Below are 18040 nucleotides of genomic sequence, written 5' to 3' on the forward strand. Positions count from 1 at the left end.
ATAGCGAAAAAGGACGTGTAATTTTTGACGCAACAATCAATTATGGAAATGGGACAAAAACTTAATATAACAATTAAAAGGCTCGGCATTAATGGTGAAGGAATCGGCTATTATAAGCGGAACGTAGTTTTCGTCAAAGGCGCTCTTCCTGGTGAGGACGTCATTGCACAAGTGACAAAAGTAAATCGAAACTTTGCAGAAGCGGAAGTTGTGAAAATTCACAAAAAATCACCGATACGCCAAACACCACCATGTCCAGTTTATGAGGAATGTGGCGGTTGCCAATTACAACATATAACATACAAAGGACAGTTAGCAGCAAAACGAGATGTCATCGTTCAAGCTCTAACAAAGTATGTAAAATCACAAGCAAACAAAATCAATGTGCGTCCTACAATGGGCATGGAAGATCCTTGGCATTACCGAAATAAAAGCCAATTCCAAGTACGGAAGCCTGGAAATAAAGTACTAGCTGGTTTGTATTCTGCCAATAGCCATAAACTATTGAACATAGAAGAGTGCGTTGTACAACATCCTGCAACAACGAAAGTCACAACGGCTACAAAACGTATTTTAGATGAACTTAACATCCCCATTTACGATGGTCGCTCAAAAGGAATTGTACGTACAATTGTTGTTCGTACTGGAATAAAGACCGGTGAAGTTCAACTCGTGCTTATTACGACGCGAAAAAACTTCCCTAAAAAAGAAGTGCTTGTTGAACGATTAAAACAAATTGATCCAGCTGTCGTATCCATCGTACAAAATATTAATGCTGAAAAAACTTCATTAATATTCGGTGACGAGACATATACACTAACTGGAAAAGATACAATTCATGAAGAACTTGGTGAACTTGCTTTTGATTTATCAGCACGTGCATTCTTCCAACTTAACCCTACACAAACTGTTCATCTCTATAATGAGATTAAAAAAGCAGCTGCTTTAACAGGCAAAGAAACTGTTGTTGACGCTTATTGCGGCGTTGGTACAATCGGCCTTTGGTTGGCAAAGGACGCAAAAGAAGTACGTGGGATGGATATTATTCCTGAAAGTATTCAAGATGCTAAGCTGAACGCGAAAAAGCATGGTTTTGACCATGTTAAATATGTGACAGGCTCTGCTGAAGAATGGTTAGCCAAATGGCGCAAAGAAAAGTTCGTGCCAGATGTACTGACAGTAGATCCTCCAAGAACAGGTCTAGCACCAAGCCTTCTAAATACAATTTTACAAGTTAAACCAAAACGATTTGTATATACTTCTTGTAATCCATCGACTTTAGCAAAGGACTTACAGGAGCTTACAAAAGTATATGACATTCAATATATTCAACCGATTGACATGTTTCCCCAAACAGCGCATGTTGAATCAGTCACATTATTAACATTGAAATAATCCATTAAAAAGATTGAAGTTCTTATGAGCTTCAATCTTTTTTATCATTACTTATTACCCCCTTCCATAGATTTAAACTCCTAAATCATTTTAATAAAAAAAGTCCATTTCCCTACTTACAACACAGTACAATTTACTAAAATAACACATTTATATCTACTTTTCGACAAATTATTACATTTTTCTGCATTTTTTCTCATTGATTATCATAGTTTACGAATCCATAATAGTATTAACAGATTTTTTACAATGCAGGAGGGTTCTCAATGCAAAGGATACGTAACTCTATTCAATGGAAGCTCATGTTAAATTCGTTACTTCTTGTCGCAATACCATGTATTATTATTGGTTTTTTCAGTTATCAAAGCGCAAAATCTAATATGGATAAATTAGGTGAAACGATTGTTAAAAACAGTGTCCAATCGACGATGCAGTTAATTGCTTCACTAGATGCTGAAGTACAAAAAGGAAACTTGTCCCTAGAGGATGCGCAAGAAGCTGTTAAGGTTCAAATCATCGGTAAAAAGACAGCGGATGGACATAGAGAGATTACATATCCTGGTAACTTAGGAGAAAGTGGTTATAATTTCATTTTGCAAGAAGATGGCTTAATGCTTGCCCATCCTAATATTGAAAATCAACAATCGTGGGAGTTAAAAGATAGTAGTGGACAATATTTTATTCAAAAAATCATTAAAAATGCAAAAGACGGTGGTGGTTTTGTAGAATATCCATTCCATCTACCTGATGATGAAAAAAAGCTTGCTGAAAAAATTACATATGCTGATATCGACCCACACTGGGGTTGGGTTGTAAGTGCCGGAAGCTACAAAAAAGACTTTAACTCATCCGCACAAAATTTACTTGTCGTCATGGGTGTATCCTTTGCGGTGTCACTTATCATCGCGACTATTATTATGTACTTATTAGCTAAACATTTTGGTACTCCCATTTTAAGACTAACAAATAAGGTAAAGAAAATTTCTACTGGTGACTTAACTGTCCAATTACATGAAGTAAATCGCGGAGATGAGTTAGGGCAATTGAATACTCATTTTGATGTGATGGTAACACAACTAAAAACATTAATAAGTGAAGTAAATACCACAACAAATGATATACAAGATGCCTCATCAACATTAACCGCTGTATCCGAAGAGGCAACTGCCTCTACAACAGAAATTACACGTGCTGTATCGGATGTCTCAGCTGGATCATTACAGCAAGCAAGAGACGCAGAGGAAACAAAACGAGTCATTATTGGTATCTCAGAACAAATAAAAAATCTATATCAAAAAAACGAGTTTATGCAGCAATCTTCAGAACAGATGCAACACTCCAATGAGCAAGGGCTTAATAATTTATCATTATTAAAAGAGAAATCGACAAAATCAGCTGACCTAGTAGAACATGTACAAAAAGTATTCCAATCCCTATCTTCTAAAATGAAGGATATTGAAAATATTATACAAACGATTAATCAAATCTCTGCTCAAACAAATTTACTAGCTCTTAATGCAAGCATTGAAGCTGCTAGAGCTGGTGAACATGGTAAAGGGTTTGCTGTTGTAGCAAACGAAGTCAGAAAACTAGCTGAACAGACTGCAGCATCCACGGAAAGTGTTCAACAAACGTTACGTGGTATTGAACAGGAAACCTTACTTGCAAACCAAGAAATTGACAAAACATCTTTGATTGTCAAAGAACAAAATGTAGCTGTTTCAAATACAGAAATGTCATTTGAAGATATTAAATCGAATGTAGGTACTATCATTACATCCATCGAAAACGTCACAGAGAGCGTCAATATATTAATGGCTTCTACTGAGATGTTCACTTTTGCAATTGAAAGCATTGCTGAAATAAGTGATCAAAATGCCAAAGCTTCTACAGAGGTATTTGCTTCAGTTGATGAACAGCAACATGTCATGGATATTGTAGCTAAATCTGCAGCGCAGTTATCGAATGAAATTAATTCATTAAAATCATCGATTGCACAATTCAAGCTAAAATAAACAGACAAAAGCCGTCCTCAATTTAATGAGGACGGCTTTCTTCTTTATAGACTACTAGGACTCCAATATAAAAGAGCAGCTTTAAATTGATGCTTATAAATATATTTACCTTTATTGTATTCAACATACTTCTGCACAGCTTCCTCAACTTGCGACCGCCCAACATTTGGCGTCAATAACTTTACACTGTTGGCATCAATCATCTCGTCATAAGAATTATACGTATACGTTTTCTCCAAATCTACTATTTGACAATTTGCATGAATATCCAATTCATAAAGAATATTCATCAAATCTATATAGTCTCTTCTTGGATACTTCAGCGAATAACCAAAGTTATTTTGTAAATCTATATAATGCGGCCGCATCGGTGCAAAAGTCACACCAATGATGGCTAACTTCTTGGCACTATTATGTATTTGTTGTAGCGCTCTCTTTATTTCATATATGCGATAAAAACAATTCATTCCAAAAACAATATCATATTGCTCAGTTCTATTATAATCCTCCCACTTCTCATGAATAAAGGAAATATTGTTATAATTATCGGAATCACATTTGTTTTGCAAATAATGAATCATACTTGCAGAACTATCTACACAAGTAAGCTTCTCAACGTGGTTAGCAAGTGGAAATGTATAATTCCCCCATCCAGGTCCAATTTCTAGAACCGTATCAGTTTGCTCAATGAACTTTGCAATGGTTTGAAAGATACCCTCTGCATAAGGATCTGTCTCTTTACCAGCATTTTTTTCAATATATTGAGCCCAAAACTGCTCTTCTAAAGCATCATTGACCATGCGCTCTGGCATCTTCCCTGACCAATCTTTCATCCCTTCTTGCCAAACTTTTTCGAAATCAACTTTTTCTCTTGTCTCAATAATCATTACACACTTCCTATTCCACTATATTCAAATTATTCACTATCTTCATCATATAGTGACAACATCACTGCCGCAACGAAAAAAGGATCGCACTCACAAGTACAATCCGAATCATTAGAATATTTGATTATAAACTGATAGAGCATCCGTCATATGAAACTGCTCCGTATTATGATCTCCAGGTGCTCCCGTAGTAATGAATATATACTGCTTACCATCTTTCTCAGCTAAACTCGCCAAACAAAGCCCTGCTTTATCTGTATAGCCTGTTTTGCCACCTAAAATCGTTCCACCTTCAATAGTGGTGGAGGGTAGCTTTTCAAACATTGAGCTATTAAAAGTAATGCCATCTGGATGTACATTTGTTGCCGAAGTAGTATAATGCTTTGCCGTAAACACCTTATAGAATGTTTCATCCTGTAAAGCATAACGTAGTAATTTCGATAAATCCTTAACAGTCGAAAAGTGCTTATTATCTTGTAAACCTGTTGCATTCATAAAGTGCGTATCATTCATTCCAAGTTTATTTGCCTTGTCATTCATTAACTTTACAAAGCCTTTCTCTGAACCTGAAACAGCAATAGCTAAGCTAATCGACGCATCTGCTCCAGAAGGTAACAAATTACCGTATAATAAATCACGTACTGTAACCTGTTCTTGTGCAACAAACCCTGCTACAGAGGCATTTTCAGCACGAATCTTATCGAACATCGCACTCGGAATGGTAATCCGTTGTTCTAAATCAGGTAAGTTCTCTATTGCTACAATGGCGGTCATCATTTTCGTTAAAGATGCAGGATAAATTTCCATTTCACTTTGTTTATCAAGCAAAACCTTTCCACTATTTAAATCAACTAAAATGGCATTTTCACTAAATAGCCCCGGTTCTGCCTGTGTTACTTGTTGCCTATCATCATTTATAAATAAATTAGCAATCCATAATAAACATAATACTAATAGAGCCATCACTAATTTAACTCTTAAATTCAACTTTCTTTTCTTCACATGCAACATCTCCTTTCACTTCTATTAAACCAAATAGAAATGAAGGAAGCATAAAGGAATTCTGATTTTTTTCTTAATTTTTCAAGCAAAAAGTCTTTGTTACATAAAAAATAACAAAGACCCGCAACTATATAACTCACTTTACAGTTCTTCCACCAATTAAAGAAATGAAAAACACACTGAGTAACATGATTGATACAAGTAAAAGGAAGCTATATTGCGTTACAAATTGTAAATAAAGTCCGCCTAAAAATGGCCCACTCAAGCTACCTAAGCTAAAAAATATACCACATAGTAAATTGCCAGTTGGCAACAATTCTTTTGGAGTTAAATCTGTCATATATGTAATTCCTAATGAGAATAATGACCCTGCAAATAACCCTGCACATAAAAAGACAACAGCTACCAAAATTTCAGATCCCTCAAGAAAGCTGCCGATTCCGAAAATCATTCCCCCACCCGCTAAGGCAATTAATAGGATTCTACGACGTCCAATCTTATCTCCAAGCATACCTAATGGGACTTGAGAAATAATCCCCCCCGCTGAGAAAGCTGCTAAAATAAAAGATAACATTGATACATCAAATGATAGTCGTAGTGCATAAACCGGGAACAATGCATTTAATGATGATTCTAAAAAGCCATAACAAAATGGTGGTAAAAATGCTACCCAAGCATATCTCATGGTCGATACATAACGTCCCCATGCTTTTTCATCTACATTTGTCATTTGAATTGACTCTGGACGCTCATTTTTCAATAAGAAAATAAGTGACCATGCTACTAAACAAAGAGCCGATGACACGATAAATGGTAGTGCCTCGAAAACGTTCATCAATGGTACAAATAAAGGTCCGACTGCAAAACCTAGACCAAAAGATAAGCCATAAATAGCGATGCTTTTACCAAGTCGATTTGCTGGTGCCGTACTTGTAATCCACGTTTGTGTTGCATAATGCAATGCGTGATCCCCAATACCGATCAGCAATCGTAATATAAACCAGAACGTTATACTTTTCCATAACGGAAACATGAGTAAAGATAAAAAGACAAGTGCTCCACCTATCACAATAATTGGTTTATACCCAAACTTGCGTAACGGTTGTTCGATAAAAGGAGCTATTAATAATGTTCCGATATATAAACCTGTTGCATTCAAACCATTCAAAGCAGAAGAAACACCATCCTGCTCAAAAATTACCGACACAAGCGGCAATAACATACCTTGAGAGAAGCCCGAAATGGAGACCATAATTACCAAAATCCAAAATCTTCTCTTTTCAAAATTAATACTATGCTCCATTTCTTCCTCCTTGCGAATTTATATCAATTTAAGTACTACTTAATTCTTGTACAATATTATCATAATTCAGTTGGAAGCTGATATGATTTTTTCCATAAAAAATGAAGGCCCAGTTCACATTGATAACATGTGTACTGAGCCCTCTAACAATGACTAATATTCATTTAATTTGCAGTTGCCTTTAAATCCTTAGCGGTAGTTCGCCGTTAACTGCTATCTCCCTCCCTCTACTACAAGATTTTCAATTTGCTTTACTAATTATTCTCCTTTCCTATTCTTATATTCACTTTATCATAATACTTAAATAATGTAAATTTTCTAAATACAAATAACATTAAAACATTTAATAAGTCCTAGTATTTCCGTAATTCAATTGAAAAAACTATACAAATCAGCTACTATTGGGTAGAAGAAATGAGGTGTAATGATGGGTAAATCAATTACAGATAAAGATCAGCAAGTGACCTACCTAAAAGAACGTCTTCAAATCTTTTTAGAAGTTCTAGACGCAATTGACCCTGAAACTACTGAATTAGAAGATATCGATCGCCTTATTCAGATGATGGACGATTTAGAAGAAAAAATGGATCAATTCAATGACAGACCTGAAAACTAATCAGTGAAAACGAATAATTTCTATCATTTTTATCAGTTTAAAAAAGAGCGTGAATTCACGCTCTTTTTTTCATATTTTGAAAAGGGTATAATGAGTATGGAATTAAAACATTTCCTTATTTGAGGGGGCAATTCACATGAATTTAGAAAAGCTTGAACAAAGCATTTATGATTTAGTAACTGAAACATCTACAAACTTACCAAAAGATGTACGCCGCGCAATAAAAAAAGCGAAAGATGCTGAAAATGCTGGTACTCGCGCTGCTATGAGTTTAGATACAATCGCTACTAACATTCATATGGCTGACGATAATATTTCACCTATCTGTCAAGATACTGGACTTCCAACATTCAAGATAAAAACTCCTGTTGGTGTAAACCAAATTGAAATTAAAAAGGTCATCAAAAAAGCAATCGCTAGTGCTACTGCTGATGCTAAACTTCGTCCAAACTCAGTAGACTCATTAACTGGCGCAAACAGTGGTGATAACTTAGGTGAAGGTCTTCCTGTTATGAAATTTGAACAATGGGAAAATGACTTCATCGAAATTAAGTTAATCTTAAAAGGTGGCGGCTGTGAAAACAAAAATATTCAATACAGCTTACCAACTGAATTAGAAGGACTTGGACGCGCTGGTCGTGACTTAGATGGTATCCGTAAATGTGTTCTTCACTCTGTATACCAAGCACAAGGACAAGGCTGTTCAGCTGGATTCATCGGTGTTGGGATTGGTGGAGACCGCTCATCTGGATATGATTTAGCAAAAGAACAACTATTCCGTCATGTTGATGATACAAATCCAAATCCTGATTTAGCTAAATTAGAAGATTACATACTTGAAAAAGCTAATACATTAGGTATCGGTACAATGGGCTTCGGTGGTGAAGCAACATTACTTGGCTGTAAAGTTGGCGTTATGAACCGTATCCCAGCATCATTCTACGTATCTGTAGCTTATAACTGTTGGGCTTACCGTCGTATGGCAATCGATGTTGATGCTACTACTGGTGAAATCAAAAACTGGCATTACCAAGACGGCGAGAAAATCTCGTTCAAAGAAGAACCACAAACAGAAGAACCAAAATCGGAGAAAAAAGTTGTTGAATTAACAGCACCAATCTCTGAAGAACAAATTCGTTCATTAAACGTTGGTGATGTAGTTAAAATCACTGGTCGTATGTATACTGGCCGTGACGCTATCCACCATCACTTAATGAGTCATGACGCTCCAGTCGATTTAAACGGACAAATCGTATATCACTGTGGTCCTGTAATGGCAAAAGATGAAAATGATCACTGGACAGTAAAAGCTGCTGGTCCAACAACTTCTATCCGTGAAGAACCTTACCAAGGCGATATTATGAAAAAATTCGGTATCCGCGCAGTTATGGGTAAAGGCGGTATGGGACCAAAAACACTTGCTGCTTTAGCTGAACACGGTGGCGTTTACTTAAATGCAATCGGTGGTGCTGCACAATACTATGCTGACTGTATCAAATCAGTCGATGGTGTAGACTTAATGGAGTTCGGTATTCCAGAAGCAATGTGGCACTTATCAGTTGAAGGTTTCACAGCTGTCGTAACAATGGATTCTCACGGTAACTCATTACACGCAGATGTTCAAAAATCATCTCTTGATAAATTAGCACTACACGCTGAACGCGTATTTTAATAGAATCTTTATGAAACTCTCGAAGACTATTTATAGTTTTCGAGAGTTTTTTTATTTTCTACATGTACATTTTCTCTTAAACTAACATTTATTAAACAATCCACTTCCCCAATTATCATCTCTATGTTATAATAATTCTAAATTAAAAATGATTGTAAAAGTAACTGGTAATCCCTTGTGGTAAGCCAGTTTTGTTGATTAATAAAGGTTTTGATATTGATATTCATTATCAGGAGGTATAACAATGGAATCTATAAAACAACAAAAGTACCCGCTAATTGAGAATACGAAAGAACACGCTGAACTAATCGCAGCTCTAGCTTCAGGAGTCTTCATTTTAATTGCTTGGCTACTAGGTAAAAATGATCTGAACACTTTATCCATACTTGTTTATGTTCTTGCATTTATAATTGGTGGCTTCGCAAAAGCAAAAGAAGGTGTTGAAGAAACAATTGCTAATAAGGAACTAAATGTAGAATTCCTTATGATTTTAGCAGCAATCGGTTCAGCAATTATTGGTTATTGGACTGAAGGCGCAATTTTAATCTTTATATTCGCAGTAAGTGGTGCACTTGAAACATACGCAATGAATAAAAGTCATAAGGAAATTTCAGCACTTATGAATTTACAACCTGAAGAAGCATGGTTAGTAAATGAACAAGGAGAACTAACTCGCGTCTCTGTTTCTACTTTAAAAAAAGGTGACCATCTCTTTATTAAACCAGGTGAAAGAGTTCCAGCTGATGGAGTGATTTTTGAAGGTACTACCGCAATTGATGAGGCTGCTATTAGCGGCGAAGCAATACCTGTTACAAAGCTTGAAGGTGACGAAGTATTTGCAGGGACTGTCAATATGAGTGGTGCAGTGACTATGGAAATGACGAAACCAAACTCCGAATCACTATTCCAGAAAATCATTGACCTTGTACAATCTGCTCAAGATGAAAAATCTCCCTCTCAGCAATTTATTGAACGATTTGAAGGTACTTATGTAAAATTTGTATTAATCGCTGTTTTGCTAATGATGTTCATCCCCCACTTCTTACTTGATTGGGATTGGACAACTACTTTTTATCGCGCAATGGTATTACTAGTTGTTGCATCACCTTGTGCTCTTGTGGCATCAATAATGCCAGCTACACTTTCGGCCATTTCTAATGGTGCAAAAAGCGGTATTCTATTTAAAGGTGGCGTTCACTTAGAAAATTTAAGTGTATTAAACGCTATCGCATTTGATAAAACAGGAACACTTACACGAGGTAAACCAATTGTCACTGAGTTTATAGTTCGTGAAGGTATTGATCAACAACACATGCTCTCTATAGTCGCTGGTATTGAATCACAATCCAATCACCCACTTGCTCAATCGATTACAGCTTATGCGAAACAACAAGGACTGACATCCTTCCATAAAGCTCAAATTGAAGATGTTCCTGGTTGGGGTATGAAAGCAATTGTAGATAACACTTCTTATAAAGTAGGGAAAACTGATTTCGTAGGTCGTGAAGACGCAATGCGTTTTGCTAATGGGGTTGCACTTACATTAGCGGATGAAGGCAAAACGGTTATTTTCGTACGTGATGAAGAAGGAATTGTTGCCATCGCTGCGATGAAAGATACAGTTCGTGAAGAAGCAAAACGCGCAATTGCTCTTCTAAAAGAGCTAGGTATTCACACAATTATGTTAACTGGGGATAATGAGAATACCGCTAAAGTAATCGCTAAAGAAGCAGGTGTTGATGCTTATATTGCAGAGTGTTTGCCTGAAACAAAAGTACAACATATGAAGGATTTAATGGCTAAGTACAAACATGTTGGAATGGTTGGTGACGGTATTAATGATGCACCTGCACTAGCAACAGCTACTACAGGGATTGCGATGGGTGAAGGAACAGATGTTGCATTAGAGACAGCTGATGTTGTATTAATGAAAAATGACCTTTCTAAAATTGCTTATGCAATTAAACTGTCGCGTAAAATGCAGAAAACTGTTAAGCAGAATATTGCATTTTCTATTTCAGTCATTGCCTTACTTATTATCTCAAACTTCCTACAAGCAGTAGATTTACCTTTAGGTGTTATTGGGCATGAAGGTAGTACAATTCTAGTGATTTTAAACGGTTTGAGACTATTAAATAAAAACATATAAAAAAAGAGAGTGACCATTTAAGGTCACTCTTTTTTTCGTACTTCCAATATTTCTAGTCTATTTTGCATAATGGCATTAATTTGTCCACTGGCCATTAAAATCATGCCTGTGAAATATAACCATAACATTAATATGATAATTCCCCCGATACTACCATACGTTGCAGAGTAATTCGCAAAATTACTAATATAGTAAGAAAATCCGTAAGATAATACTATCCATGCAACCGTCGCAACAGCCGAACCGAGTAATACACTGCGTAAATACAACTTTATATTAGGTACAATCCAATACATTGTCGTTAATACTGTGAAAATCAATAGTGGCGGTATGATCGAACGAATGCTATTCCATATCTTTAAGAAATCTACTGCTAATCCAAAGTAAGAGAATAGTATAACACCGATTTGTCTACCAAAGACCGATAGTAGCAATGCCACAATGATTAATCCAACTAATAAAAATGTGAAAATAACAGACACAAATCTCGCTATGATGAAGGGCCTTGTTTCGTTTTTATCATATGAACGGTTTATAGATTTGATCAACGCATCTACACCTTTAGATGCTGACCAAATCGTACCAATGATACCTATCGACAATAATCCACCATTCCTATTTTCTAAAACTTCACTAATTGTCCCATTTATCAATGAGTACACTTGATCAGGTAAAATGGCATTCAAAAACAAATAAATTTGATCTGGATCAATATTTAAAAACGGCAGTAATGTCACTAAAAAAATGAGTAATGGGAAAAAAGATAATAGGAAGAAATACGCTAATTGCGCACTAAAGCCTGAAATGTCTCCATCTTTTATCCTTTGTATAAACTCCATCATAAAACCTTTAGATGTCGTTATATCATTAACTCTCCCATCCTTACCCTTTTTCTCTATTTGCATCATCTTCATCTTATCAAATACTGTTGAAGACTTTAAATCATCACGATTGTTTCTACTCATTGATCTCTCCCCCTTTGTTCAGATCAAAGATGAATTATGTTAGGATCTTCCTCTTCCTCTTTTTCTGTTGAAGATACAAATGCATTTTTAGTATCCGCTAGTAGATTTTTCACTTGTGGTGTATATGTTCTAATCTCATCAACTTTTTCCATTAAATAATCTTTTTCTGTTGAAAATGAATCGTATAAAGTTTGATACTTTTCCACTTTATTTTGTACTTTTTCCACGAATTCATCGCGATTCTTTGCATAGTATTTAACATCACTTGAAATACTTTTCGCTTTTCTACACGTGCTCTCACGAGTACTCCTATCCAACATACTAATTGCTGCTCCAGCAATTGCACCAATTGCGATTCCTACAAATAACTTATTCGACATTATAAATTCCTCCTTGCATTTAATCCCTTTGAAATAGTATGCCCTTATACTTTAACAATAAAACTAAAGTGATGGCTATACAATGTAATCTCTTTAAAAAATATTTCTTGACTTATAGACAGAAAATTAAGAATAATAGTATGTAGTAGGGAAATTAATAGAAATAGGAGGAATGTTTTACAAAAAGTGGATGAGGAGGAATTGTTGAATGGATAAGTTAAATGAGATTTTAGGATCAATATCAGGCGTACTATGGGGAATCCCCTTAATCGTCCTAATTGTCGGTTCAGGGATTTATCTCACTATTCGAGTGGGTGTGTTACAACTTAGACTATTACCAACAGCTCTTAGACTCGTATTCTCTAAAAAACATGCAACAGATGCTGAAGGCGATATTTCACAATTCCAAGCTTTAACAACAGCACTTGCTGCTACAGTTGGTACCGGTAATATCGTTGGTGGATGTGGTTCTCTGCATTCTTTGGTATGGCAACCAAGTATAGTGAGGCTATTTTAGCAGTTCGCTTCCGCGTAAAAGATTCCAAGGGGCAAATGGCTGGTGGACCGATGTACTATCTTGAGCATGGTCTTAAACAGAAATGGCTAGCTGTATTATTCGCATTATTTGGTGTTTTAGCTTCATTTGGTATCGGAAATGGTACACAATCTAACTCAGTTGCCGGGGTTGTAAATTCTACTTTTAAAATTGATCCATGGATTACTGGTATTATTTTAACTATTTTTGTTGGCCTTGTTATTTTAGGTGGAATTCAATCTATTGGTAAAGTAACTGCAGTTTTTGTTCCAGTTATGGCTATTTTTTATTTAGCTTCTGGGTTAATCATTATTATTATGAATATTACTGCTGTACCTGAAGCATTTATGACAATTATTAAAATGGCATTCTCTGGAGAAGCTGCTGCAGGTGGAGCAATTGGTGCAGCAATTCGCTATGGTGTTGCTCGAGGAGTATTCTCTAATGAAGCTGGTCTAGGCTCTGCTCCAATAGCTGCTGCTGCTGCGAAAACAGATTTACCTGGACGACAAGCACTTATTTCAATGACACAAGTTTTCTTTGATACATTCTTAATCTGCTCAATTACTGGCTTAACTATCGTTATGTCCGGTGTTTATACAAATCCAAAACTAGAAGCAAATGCACTAACAACTCAAGCATTTGGTCACTTCTTAGGTAGTTGGGGACCAATTGTTGTAGCAATCGGGTTAATTTTCTTTGCTTCTTCAACTATTTTAGGATGGGCATATTATGGTGAAAAATGCTTCCAGTACTTATTTAAAAATCCGTTTGCTCTTTTAGTTTATCGTATTATTTTCGTAGCTTTCGTATTTATCGGTGCAACTATTCCACTTAATATCGTTTGGACATTCTCTGATGTTGCAAATGGCTTAATGGCCATTCCAAACTTAATCGGTCTTATTGGCCTATCAGGGATAGTTGTTTTTGAAACAAAACGTATTAAAGAAAAGCTAAAAGAAGAGAAAAAAGAAAAATTAAATAACAAAGCTGAGCAATCTGCAAAAGCTTAATCAATTTTTAATTGACATTCAATACATTGCATGAAATGATACTATGTATGTAACGAAAGGTAGGGAATCCTATGAATTTAACTGAACCCTCTACTGAGAATGTCATCTATATGATTGATATGATCAAAGATAAACTTCGTATGGTTAATGCCGACGCAATGAAACCAGAGCATTTTGATACCGAGCAATACGAGGACCTTGTCTATCTTTATGAAATGGTAATGAAACGTGATGCATTTAGCCCAAGTGAAATGCAAGCAATTGTAAGTGAGTTAGGCTCACTCCGAAAATCATAAAAAAGCTAGGAACAGCCATAATGTAACGGCTATGTTCCTAGCTTTTTTCATCCAATTATTTATTTAAAGCTACAGCAATTTTAGAACCTATTACAGCATTATGTTTTACTAATGCGATATTAGCTACTAAGCTCTTGCCCTCTGTTAATTCTTTCACTTTACCTAATAAGAATGGAGTTACTTTTTTACCACTAATACCATTTTCTTTAGCTTCTTGCAATGCTGTTTCAATGATGTTAGTGATGAATTCATGATCCATTGCATCAGCTTCTGGAATTGGATTAGCAATTACTGCTCCACCCTTAAGTCCAAGATCCCATTTTGCACGTAATGTTTCTGCTACCGTTTCAGGGTTATCTGCACGGAAGTTTACAGCGAAATCACTTTCACGTGTATAGAATGCTGGTACTAAGTCTGTTTCATAACCGATTACTGGAACACCCTTTGTTTCAAGGTACTCTAATGTCAATCCGATATCTAGAATAGATTTTGCACCCGCACATACTACAGCTACATTTGTTTGTGAAAGTTCTTCTAAGTCAGCTGAAATATCCATTGTTGTTTCAGCGCCACGGTGAACACCACCGATACCACCTGTTACGAACATTTCGATGCCAGCTAATTCTGCACAGATCATTGTTGCAGCCACTGTAGTAGCACCTTTTTGTTTTGTTGCTAGTAAATAAGCAAGGTCACGACGAGATGTTTTTGCAACGTCTGGTGAGTTACCTAGTACTTCTAACTCTTCATCAGAAAGACCGATTTTGATTTTACCATCTAAAATAGCAATTGTTGCTGGTACTGCACCGTTATCGCGGATGATTTGTTCTACTTCACGTGCTGTAACAACGTTTTGTGGATATGGCATACCATGTGAAATGATTGTAGATTCTAACGCTACGATTGGTAGCCCTTTTTCTTGTGCAGCTTTTACTTCTTCTGAGAATGATAAATATTGTTTCATGAATTATTCCTCCAGCTCATTTTTTAGTTTATTTGCAGATAACTCTGGTCTTACTGTAAATGCACTTTGTAAAGTTTTTGCTGCGTTCATCAAACCATTTTGAATATTTTCAGCGAAAGGTTCTTGTAGAATCCAACTATGTAGCAATGCTCCTACAAAAGCATCTCCAGCACCAGTCACATCTTCAACATGATCAATTTGAATTGCAGCATAGCTCTTCACAGGCAAATCTTTAGACGCTGCGTAGACGCCTTTACTGCCTGCTGTAATAACAACATTTTCTGCACCTTTTTCCAATAAAGCTTGTACTGCTTTTTTCCAGTCTTCCTCTGAGGTAATCGTACTATCCAAATACGTTTCTGCTTCATCGCGATTACAGATAAACCATGTTACGCCATTTAAATCTTTTGGCATACGATCCATCTTCGGTGACGATACTGGAATTAATACAAATGGAATTTGTCTAACCAATGCAAGTTCTTTAATACTCTCGATTGTTTCTTTAGGACAATTCAAATCCATAACGATACATGCTGCATTTGACATCGTTGCCTCGTGCTTCATCAGCAACTCTGGTACTAATAGATCATACACATCCATATTCGCTACAGCTAAAAGCATTTCTCCTTGCTCATCTAAAACTGCCGTATAAGAGCCAGTTGAAGCGCTTTGGAATTGTTCTACGTTAGAAACATTCATATAGCTTGCTGAAGCTTCTTTAATAGCATTCCAATCTGAATCCTTGCCTGCACCTGTTAAAAGTGAAACATGGTGTCCTAGGCGCCCTAAATTTTCAGCAATGTTTCGAGTTACACCACCGATACTTTGTGTAACGGCAGCTGGATTAGAGGTTCCCAACTGAGCTTTACCTTTAATATGAAACTTACGGTCCATATTAGCTCCACCGATACAAATTACTTCATTTTCTTCCGGCAATATATACGCCCTCCCGACAATTTTACCTTGACGTGTTAACCCTGAGATAATATTCGCTAAAGCGGGTCTAGACATATTTAACTCTTCGGCCATTTCTTGTTGGGACAAAAAAGGGTTTTGGCGAATAAGCTTTAGGATCATTAACTCTTTTTCATTCATGTCATCACCCTTATTACTTTTGTTTAGATTATAAACTTTTGTTTTTATAATGTCAAAAAAAAAAAAAAAACGATATGTAAAATACATATCGTTTTTTCTTATTCTGATTTTGCTGATGTTTCTTTTTCGTTTGTATTTGTATCTTCTTTTTTCACTAAAGGCTGAATAAGTACTTCTACACGTCTATTTTTCGCACGACCTTCATCTGTCTTATTAGATGCAACAGGTTCATTTTCCCCATATCCTTTTGCACTAAAAAATGCTGGATCAAGTTTAACATTTTCATCTACAACTAATTTCAAGAAATTAACTGCACGCATAACACTTAGCTCCCAATTCGAAGCAAATTCTGCATTGTTCATTGGTACATCATCTGTATAACCTGTAATAATTACATGACGTGGTGGATCGAATACAAGTAACTTGGATAATTCTTTCGCAATATTTTGATATTCATCTTTTACATTAGCTTTACCTGGATCAAAGAGAATACTATCACGAATTGTTACGAGTAATCCTTCATCTGTCAGCTTTGTTGCGAATTGCTTTTCAAGCTCATTCACAGCAATAAATTCATCTACATTCCCTTTTATCTGTGATAAGGCTTCTTGATCTTCTAAATATGCTGAGTTGCTATCTTTTTCAGTACTTTCTGGTTTTTGTGGTTCAACTGGTGAGGGCTGCTCAAATACGCCCTCACCTGAATCGAAAATAGAGCTAAAAACTGTAGAAAGCTGTTGCATTTTTTGTACATCGACAGTACTAGAAGCAAATAAGACAATAAAGAGCGCTAATAATAATGTTAGGATATCGGCATATGGAATTAGCCAAGATTCATCTGTATGTTCTTCATGCTTTTTTCTTCTTTTAGATCTCTTTGCCAAGGCCACTCGCCCCGCTTTCGTCCATTATTTGAGAGCGATCTTCTTTGGTTAAATAAGATGCCAATTTCTGTTCGATTACGCGAGGAGCTTCACCTTCTAGAACCGATAAAATACCTTCAATCATCATTGTTTTTTGACGAATTTCTTGGCTAGATTTACGTTTTAACTTATTTGCAAATGGATGCCATAATACATATCCTGTGAAGATACCTAGAAGTGTCGCTACGAACGCTGCTGAAATAGCATGTCCCAATTTTTCAATATCGTTTAAATCTCTTAGTGCTGCGATAAGACCAATTACTGCACCAAGTACCCCTAAAGTTGGGGCATATGTACCTGCTTGTGAGAAAATCAAAGCTCCACTTGCATGGCGATCTTCCATCGCTTCCACTTCTTCATTTAAGACGTCGCGGATATAATCTGCATTTTGACCATCAATAGCCAAAGTCAATCCATTTTTCAAAAATGGATCATCAATTTCCGATACTTTACTTTCAAGTGCAAGTAGCCCTTCACGACGAGCTAAATCTGCCCATTGCGAAAACATTTTAATAATCTCTACATCACTTACTAACTTTTGCTCCTTGAAGATAAGACCAAACAGCTTAGGTATACGTTTTAGTTCATTCTTAGGAAATGCGATCGTAATCGCTGCGATCGTACCGAAGATGATAATAAGTATCGCTGCTGGATTCAGTAATGCATCAGGAGTAACACCTTTAAAATACATTCCTGCTAATAGCGAAACAAAAGCTATTATTAAACCAATAATCGATGATAAATCCATTTTAGTACCCCCAAAATCGTCATTCTTTTTTTTATTTCGGTTTATATTTCATTATTTTAATAATCTATTGTAAACAATAGAA

15 protein-coding genes and 1 pseudogene are annotated in these 18040 nt (G+C 36.0%); 7 read left to right on the top strand and 9 right to left on the bottom strand.

Annotated features, from left to right (window positions below; genetic code table 11):
- Positions 1–24 precede the first annotated feature (24 nt).
- Both rlmD and BK137_RS18605 read left to right on the top strand, forming a co-directional pair.
- Positions 25–1395, top strand: a complete 1371-nt coding sequence (gene rlmD, locus BK137_RS18600) for a 23S rRNA (uracil(1939)-C(5))-methyltransferase RlmD (RefSeq protein WP_143691088.1) — start codon at positions 25–27, stop codon at positions 1393–1395.
- A gap of 266 nt (positions 1396–1661) precedes the next feature.
- On the top strand, positions 1662–3410 hold the full coding sequence (locus BK137_RS18605) for a methyl-accepting chemotaxis protein (RefSeq protein ID WP_038178560.1): 1749 nt from the start codon (positions 1662–1664) through the stop codon (positions 3408–3410).
- 44 nt (positions 3411–3454) lie between these two features.
- Here the strand turns inward: BK137_RS18605 and BK137_RS18610 are convergent, their stop codons facing one another.
- The 3 genes from BK137_RS18610 to BK137_RS18620 all read right to left on the bottom strand — a co-directional run bounded on the left by BK137_RS18610 (position 3455) and on the right by BK137_RS18620 (position 6602).
- The gene (locus tag BK137_RS18610; protein ID WP_038178562.1) at positions 3455–4297 is read right to left on the bottom strand and encodes a class I SAM-dependent methyltransferase; all 843 of its coding nucleotides are present in this window, start codon (positions 4295–4297) and stop codon (positions 3455–3457) included.
- Between the two features lie 111 nt (positions 4298–4408).
- On the bottom strand, positions 4409–5299 hold the full coding sequence (locus tag BK137_RS18615) for a D-alanyl-D-alanine carboxypeptidase family protein (RefSeq protein WP_235175655.1): 891 nt from the start codon (positions 5297–5299) through the stop codon (positions 4409–4411).
- A 136-nt stretch (positions 5300–5435) separates the two neighbouring features.
- Complete coding sequence (locus BK137_RS18620; protein ID WP_179078291.1) at positions 5436–6602, bottom strand: MFS transporter; 1167 nt, start codon at positions 6600–6602, stop codon at positions 5436–5438.
- A gap of 427 nt (positions 6603–7029) precedes the next feature.
- Between BK137_RS18620 and BK137_RS18625 the strand changes: the two genes are divergently transcribed.
- From BK137_RS18625 to BK137_RS18635, 3 genes are all read left to right on the top strand, one after another.
- Positions 7030–7218 carry an SE1561 family protein gene (locus tag BK137_RS18625; protein ID WP_038178566.1) on the top strand — a complete coding sequence of 63 codons (189 nt, stop codon included), beginning with the start codon at positions 7030–7032 and terminating at the stop codon, positions 7216–7218.
- A gap of 136 nt (positions 7219–7354) precedes the next feature.
- Complete coding sequence (locus tag BK137_RS18630) at positions 7355–8890, top strand: fumarate hydratase (RefSeq protein WP_038178568.1); 1536 nt, start codon at positions 7355–7357, stop codon at positions 8888–8890.
- A gap of 244 nt (positions 8891–9134) precedes the next feature.
- A complete protein-coding gene (locus BK137_RS18635) occupies positions 9135–11039 on the top strand; it encodes a heavy metal translocating P-type ATPase (protein ID WP_038178570.1) in 1905 nt (634 codons plus the stop codon).
- A 23-nt stretch (positions 11040–11062) separates the two neighbouring features.
- On the opposite strand, the gene BK137_RS18640 is transcribed toward BK137_RS18635, so the two are convergent.
- A complete protein-coding gene (locus BK137_RS18640; protein ID WP_051448533.1) occupies positions 11063–12004 on the bottom strand; it encodes a YihY/virulence factor BrkB family protein in 942 nt (313 codons plus the stop codon).
- Between the two features lie 23 nt (positions 12005–12027).
- The gene (locus BK137_RS18645) at positions 12028–12384 is read right to left on the bottom strand and encodes a hypothetical protein (protein WP_038178572.1); all 357 of its coding nucleotides are present in this window, start codon (positions 12382–12384) and stop codon (positions 12028–12030) included.
- 208 nt (positions 12385–12592) lie between these two features.
- Between BK137_RS18645 and BK137_RS18650 the strand changes: the two are divergent.
- Both BK137_RS18650 and BK137_RS18655 read left to right on the top strand, forming a co-directional pair.
- Positions 12593–13932: pseudogene (locus BK137_RS18650) on the top strand (alanine/glycine:cation symporter family protein).
- 71 nt (positions 13933–14003) lie between these two features.
- Positions 14004–14228: a DUF1128 domain-containing protein gene (locus BK137_RS18655; protein ID WP_038178574.1), complete on the top strand. Its 225-nt coding sequence runs from the start codon at positions 14004–14006 to the stop codon at positions 14226–14228.
- A 55-nt stretch (positions 14229–14283) separates the two neighbouring features.
- Here the strand turns inward: BK137_RS18655 and BK137_RS18660 are convergent, their stop codons facing one another.
- From BK137_RS18660 to motA, 4 genes are all read right to left on the bottom strand, one after another.
- Positions 14284–15192, bottom strand: coding sequence for a pseudouridine-5'-phosphate glycosidase (locus BK137_RS18660; RefSeq protein WP_038178576.1), 909 nt, complete (start codon positions 15190–15192; stop codon positions 14284–14286).
- A 3-nt stretch (positions 15193–15195) separates the two neighbouring features.
- Positions 15196–16287 carry a carbohydrate kinase gene (locus BK137_RS18665; protein WP_038178716.1) on the bottom strand — a complete coding sequence of 364 codons (1092 nt, stop codon included), beginning with the start codon at positions 16285–16287 and terminating at the stop codon, positions 15196–15198.
- Positions 16288–16385: 98 nt separating this feature from the next.
- Complete coding sequence (motB, locus tag BK137_RS18670; protein ID WP_038178578.1) at positions 16386–17171, bottom strand: flagellar motor protein MotB; 786 nt, start codon at positions 17169–17171, stop codon at positions 16386–16388.
- Complete coding sequence (gene motA, locus BK137_RS18675) at positions 17155–17958, bottom strand: flagellar motor stator protein MotA (RefSeq protein WP_038178580.1); 804 nt, start codon at positions 17956–17958, stop codon at positions 17155–17157. Before motA ends, motB begins: the two co-directional genes overlap by 17 nt.
- Positions 17959–18040: the final 82 nt, after the last annotated feature.

The sequence above is a fragment of the Viridibacillus arenosi genome (assembly GCF_001955655.1).
Taxonomy (GTDB): Bacteria; Bacillota; Bacilli; order Bacillales_A; family Planococcaceae; genus Viridibacillus; species Viridibacillus arenosi.

Excerpts from the sequence above, each read along its gene's own strand:
- BK137_RS18610 (WP_038178562.1), bottom strand. The coding sequence starts at position 4,297 with ATGATTATTGAGACAAGAGAAAAAGTTGATTTCGAAAAAGTTTGGCAA.
- BK137_RS18665 (WP_038178716.1), bottom strand. The coding sequence starts at position 16,287 with ATGAATGAAAAAGAGTTAATGATCCTAAAGCTTATTCGCCAAAACCCT.
- BK137_RS18630 (WP_038178568.1), top strand. The coding sequence starts at position 7,355 with ATGAATTTAGAAAAGCTTGAACAAAGCATTTATGATTTAGTAACTGAA.
- motA (WP_038178580.1), bottom strand. The coding sequence starts at position 17,958 with ATGGATTTATCATCGATTATTGGTTTAATAATAGCTTTTGTTTCGCTA.
- BK137_RS18640 (WP_051448533.1), bottom strand. The coding sequence starts at position 12,004 with ATGAGTAGAAACAATCGTGATGATTTAAAGTCTTCAACAGTATTTGAT.
- BK137_RS18625 (WP_038178566.1), top strand. The coding sequence starts at position 7,030 with ATGGGTAAATCAATTACAGATAAAGATCAGCAAGTGACCTACCTAAAA.
- BK137_RS18660 (WP_038178576.1), bottom strand. The coding sequence starts at position 15,192 with ATGAAACAATATTTATCATTCTCAGAAGAAGTAAAAGCTGCACAAGAA.
- BK137_RS18620 (WP_179078291.1), bottom strand. The coding sequence starts at position 6,602 with ATGGAGCATAGTATTAATTTTGAAAAGAGAAGATTTTGGATTTTGGTA.
- BK137_RS18605 (WP_038178560.1), top strand. The coding sequence starts at position 1,662 with ATGCAAAGGATACGTAACTCTATTCAATGGAAGCTCATGTTAAATTCG.
- BK137_RS18635 (WP_038178570.1), top strand. The coding sequence starts at position 9,135 with ATGGAATCTATAAAACAACAAAAGTACCCGCTAATTGAGAATACGAAA.
- BK137_RS18645 (WP_038178572.1), bottom strand. The coding sequence starts at position 12,384 with ATGTCGAATAAGTTATTTGTAGGAATCGCAATTGGTGCAATTGCTGGA.
- BK137_RS18655 (WP_038178574.1), top strand. The coding sequence starts at position 14,004 with ATGAATTTAACTGAACCCTCTACTGAGAATGTCATCTATATGATTGAT.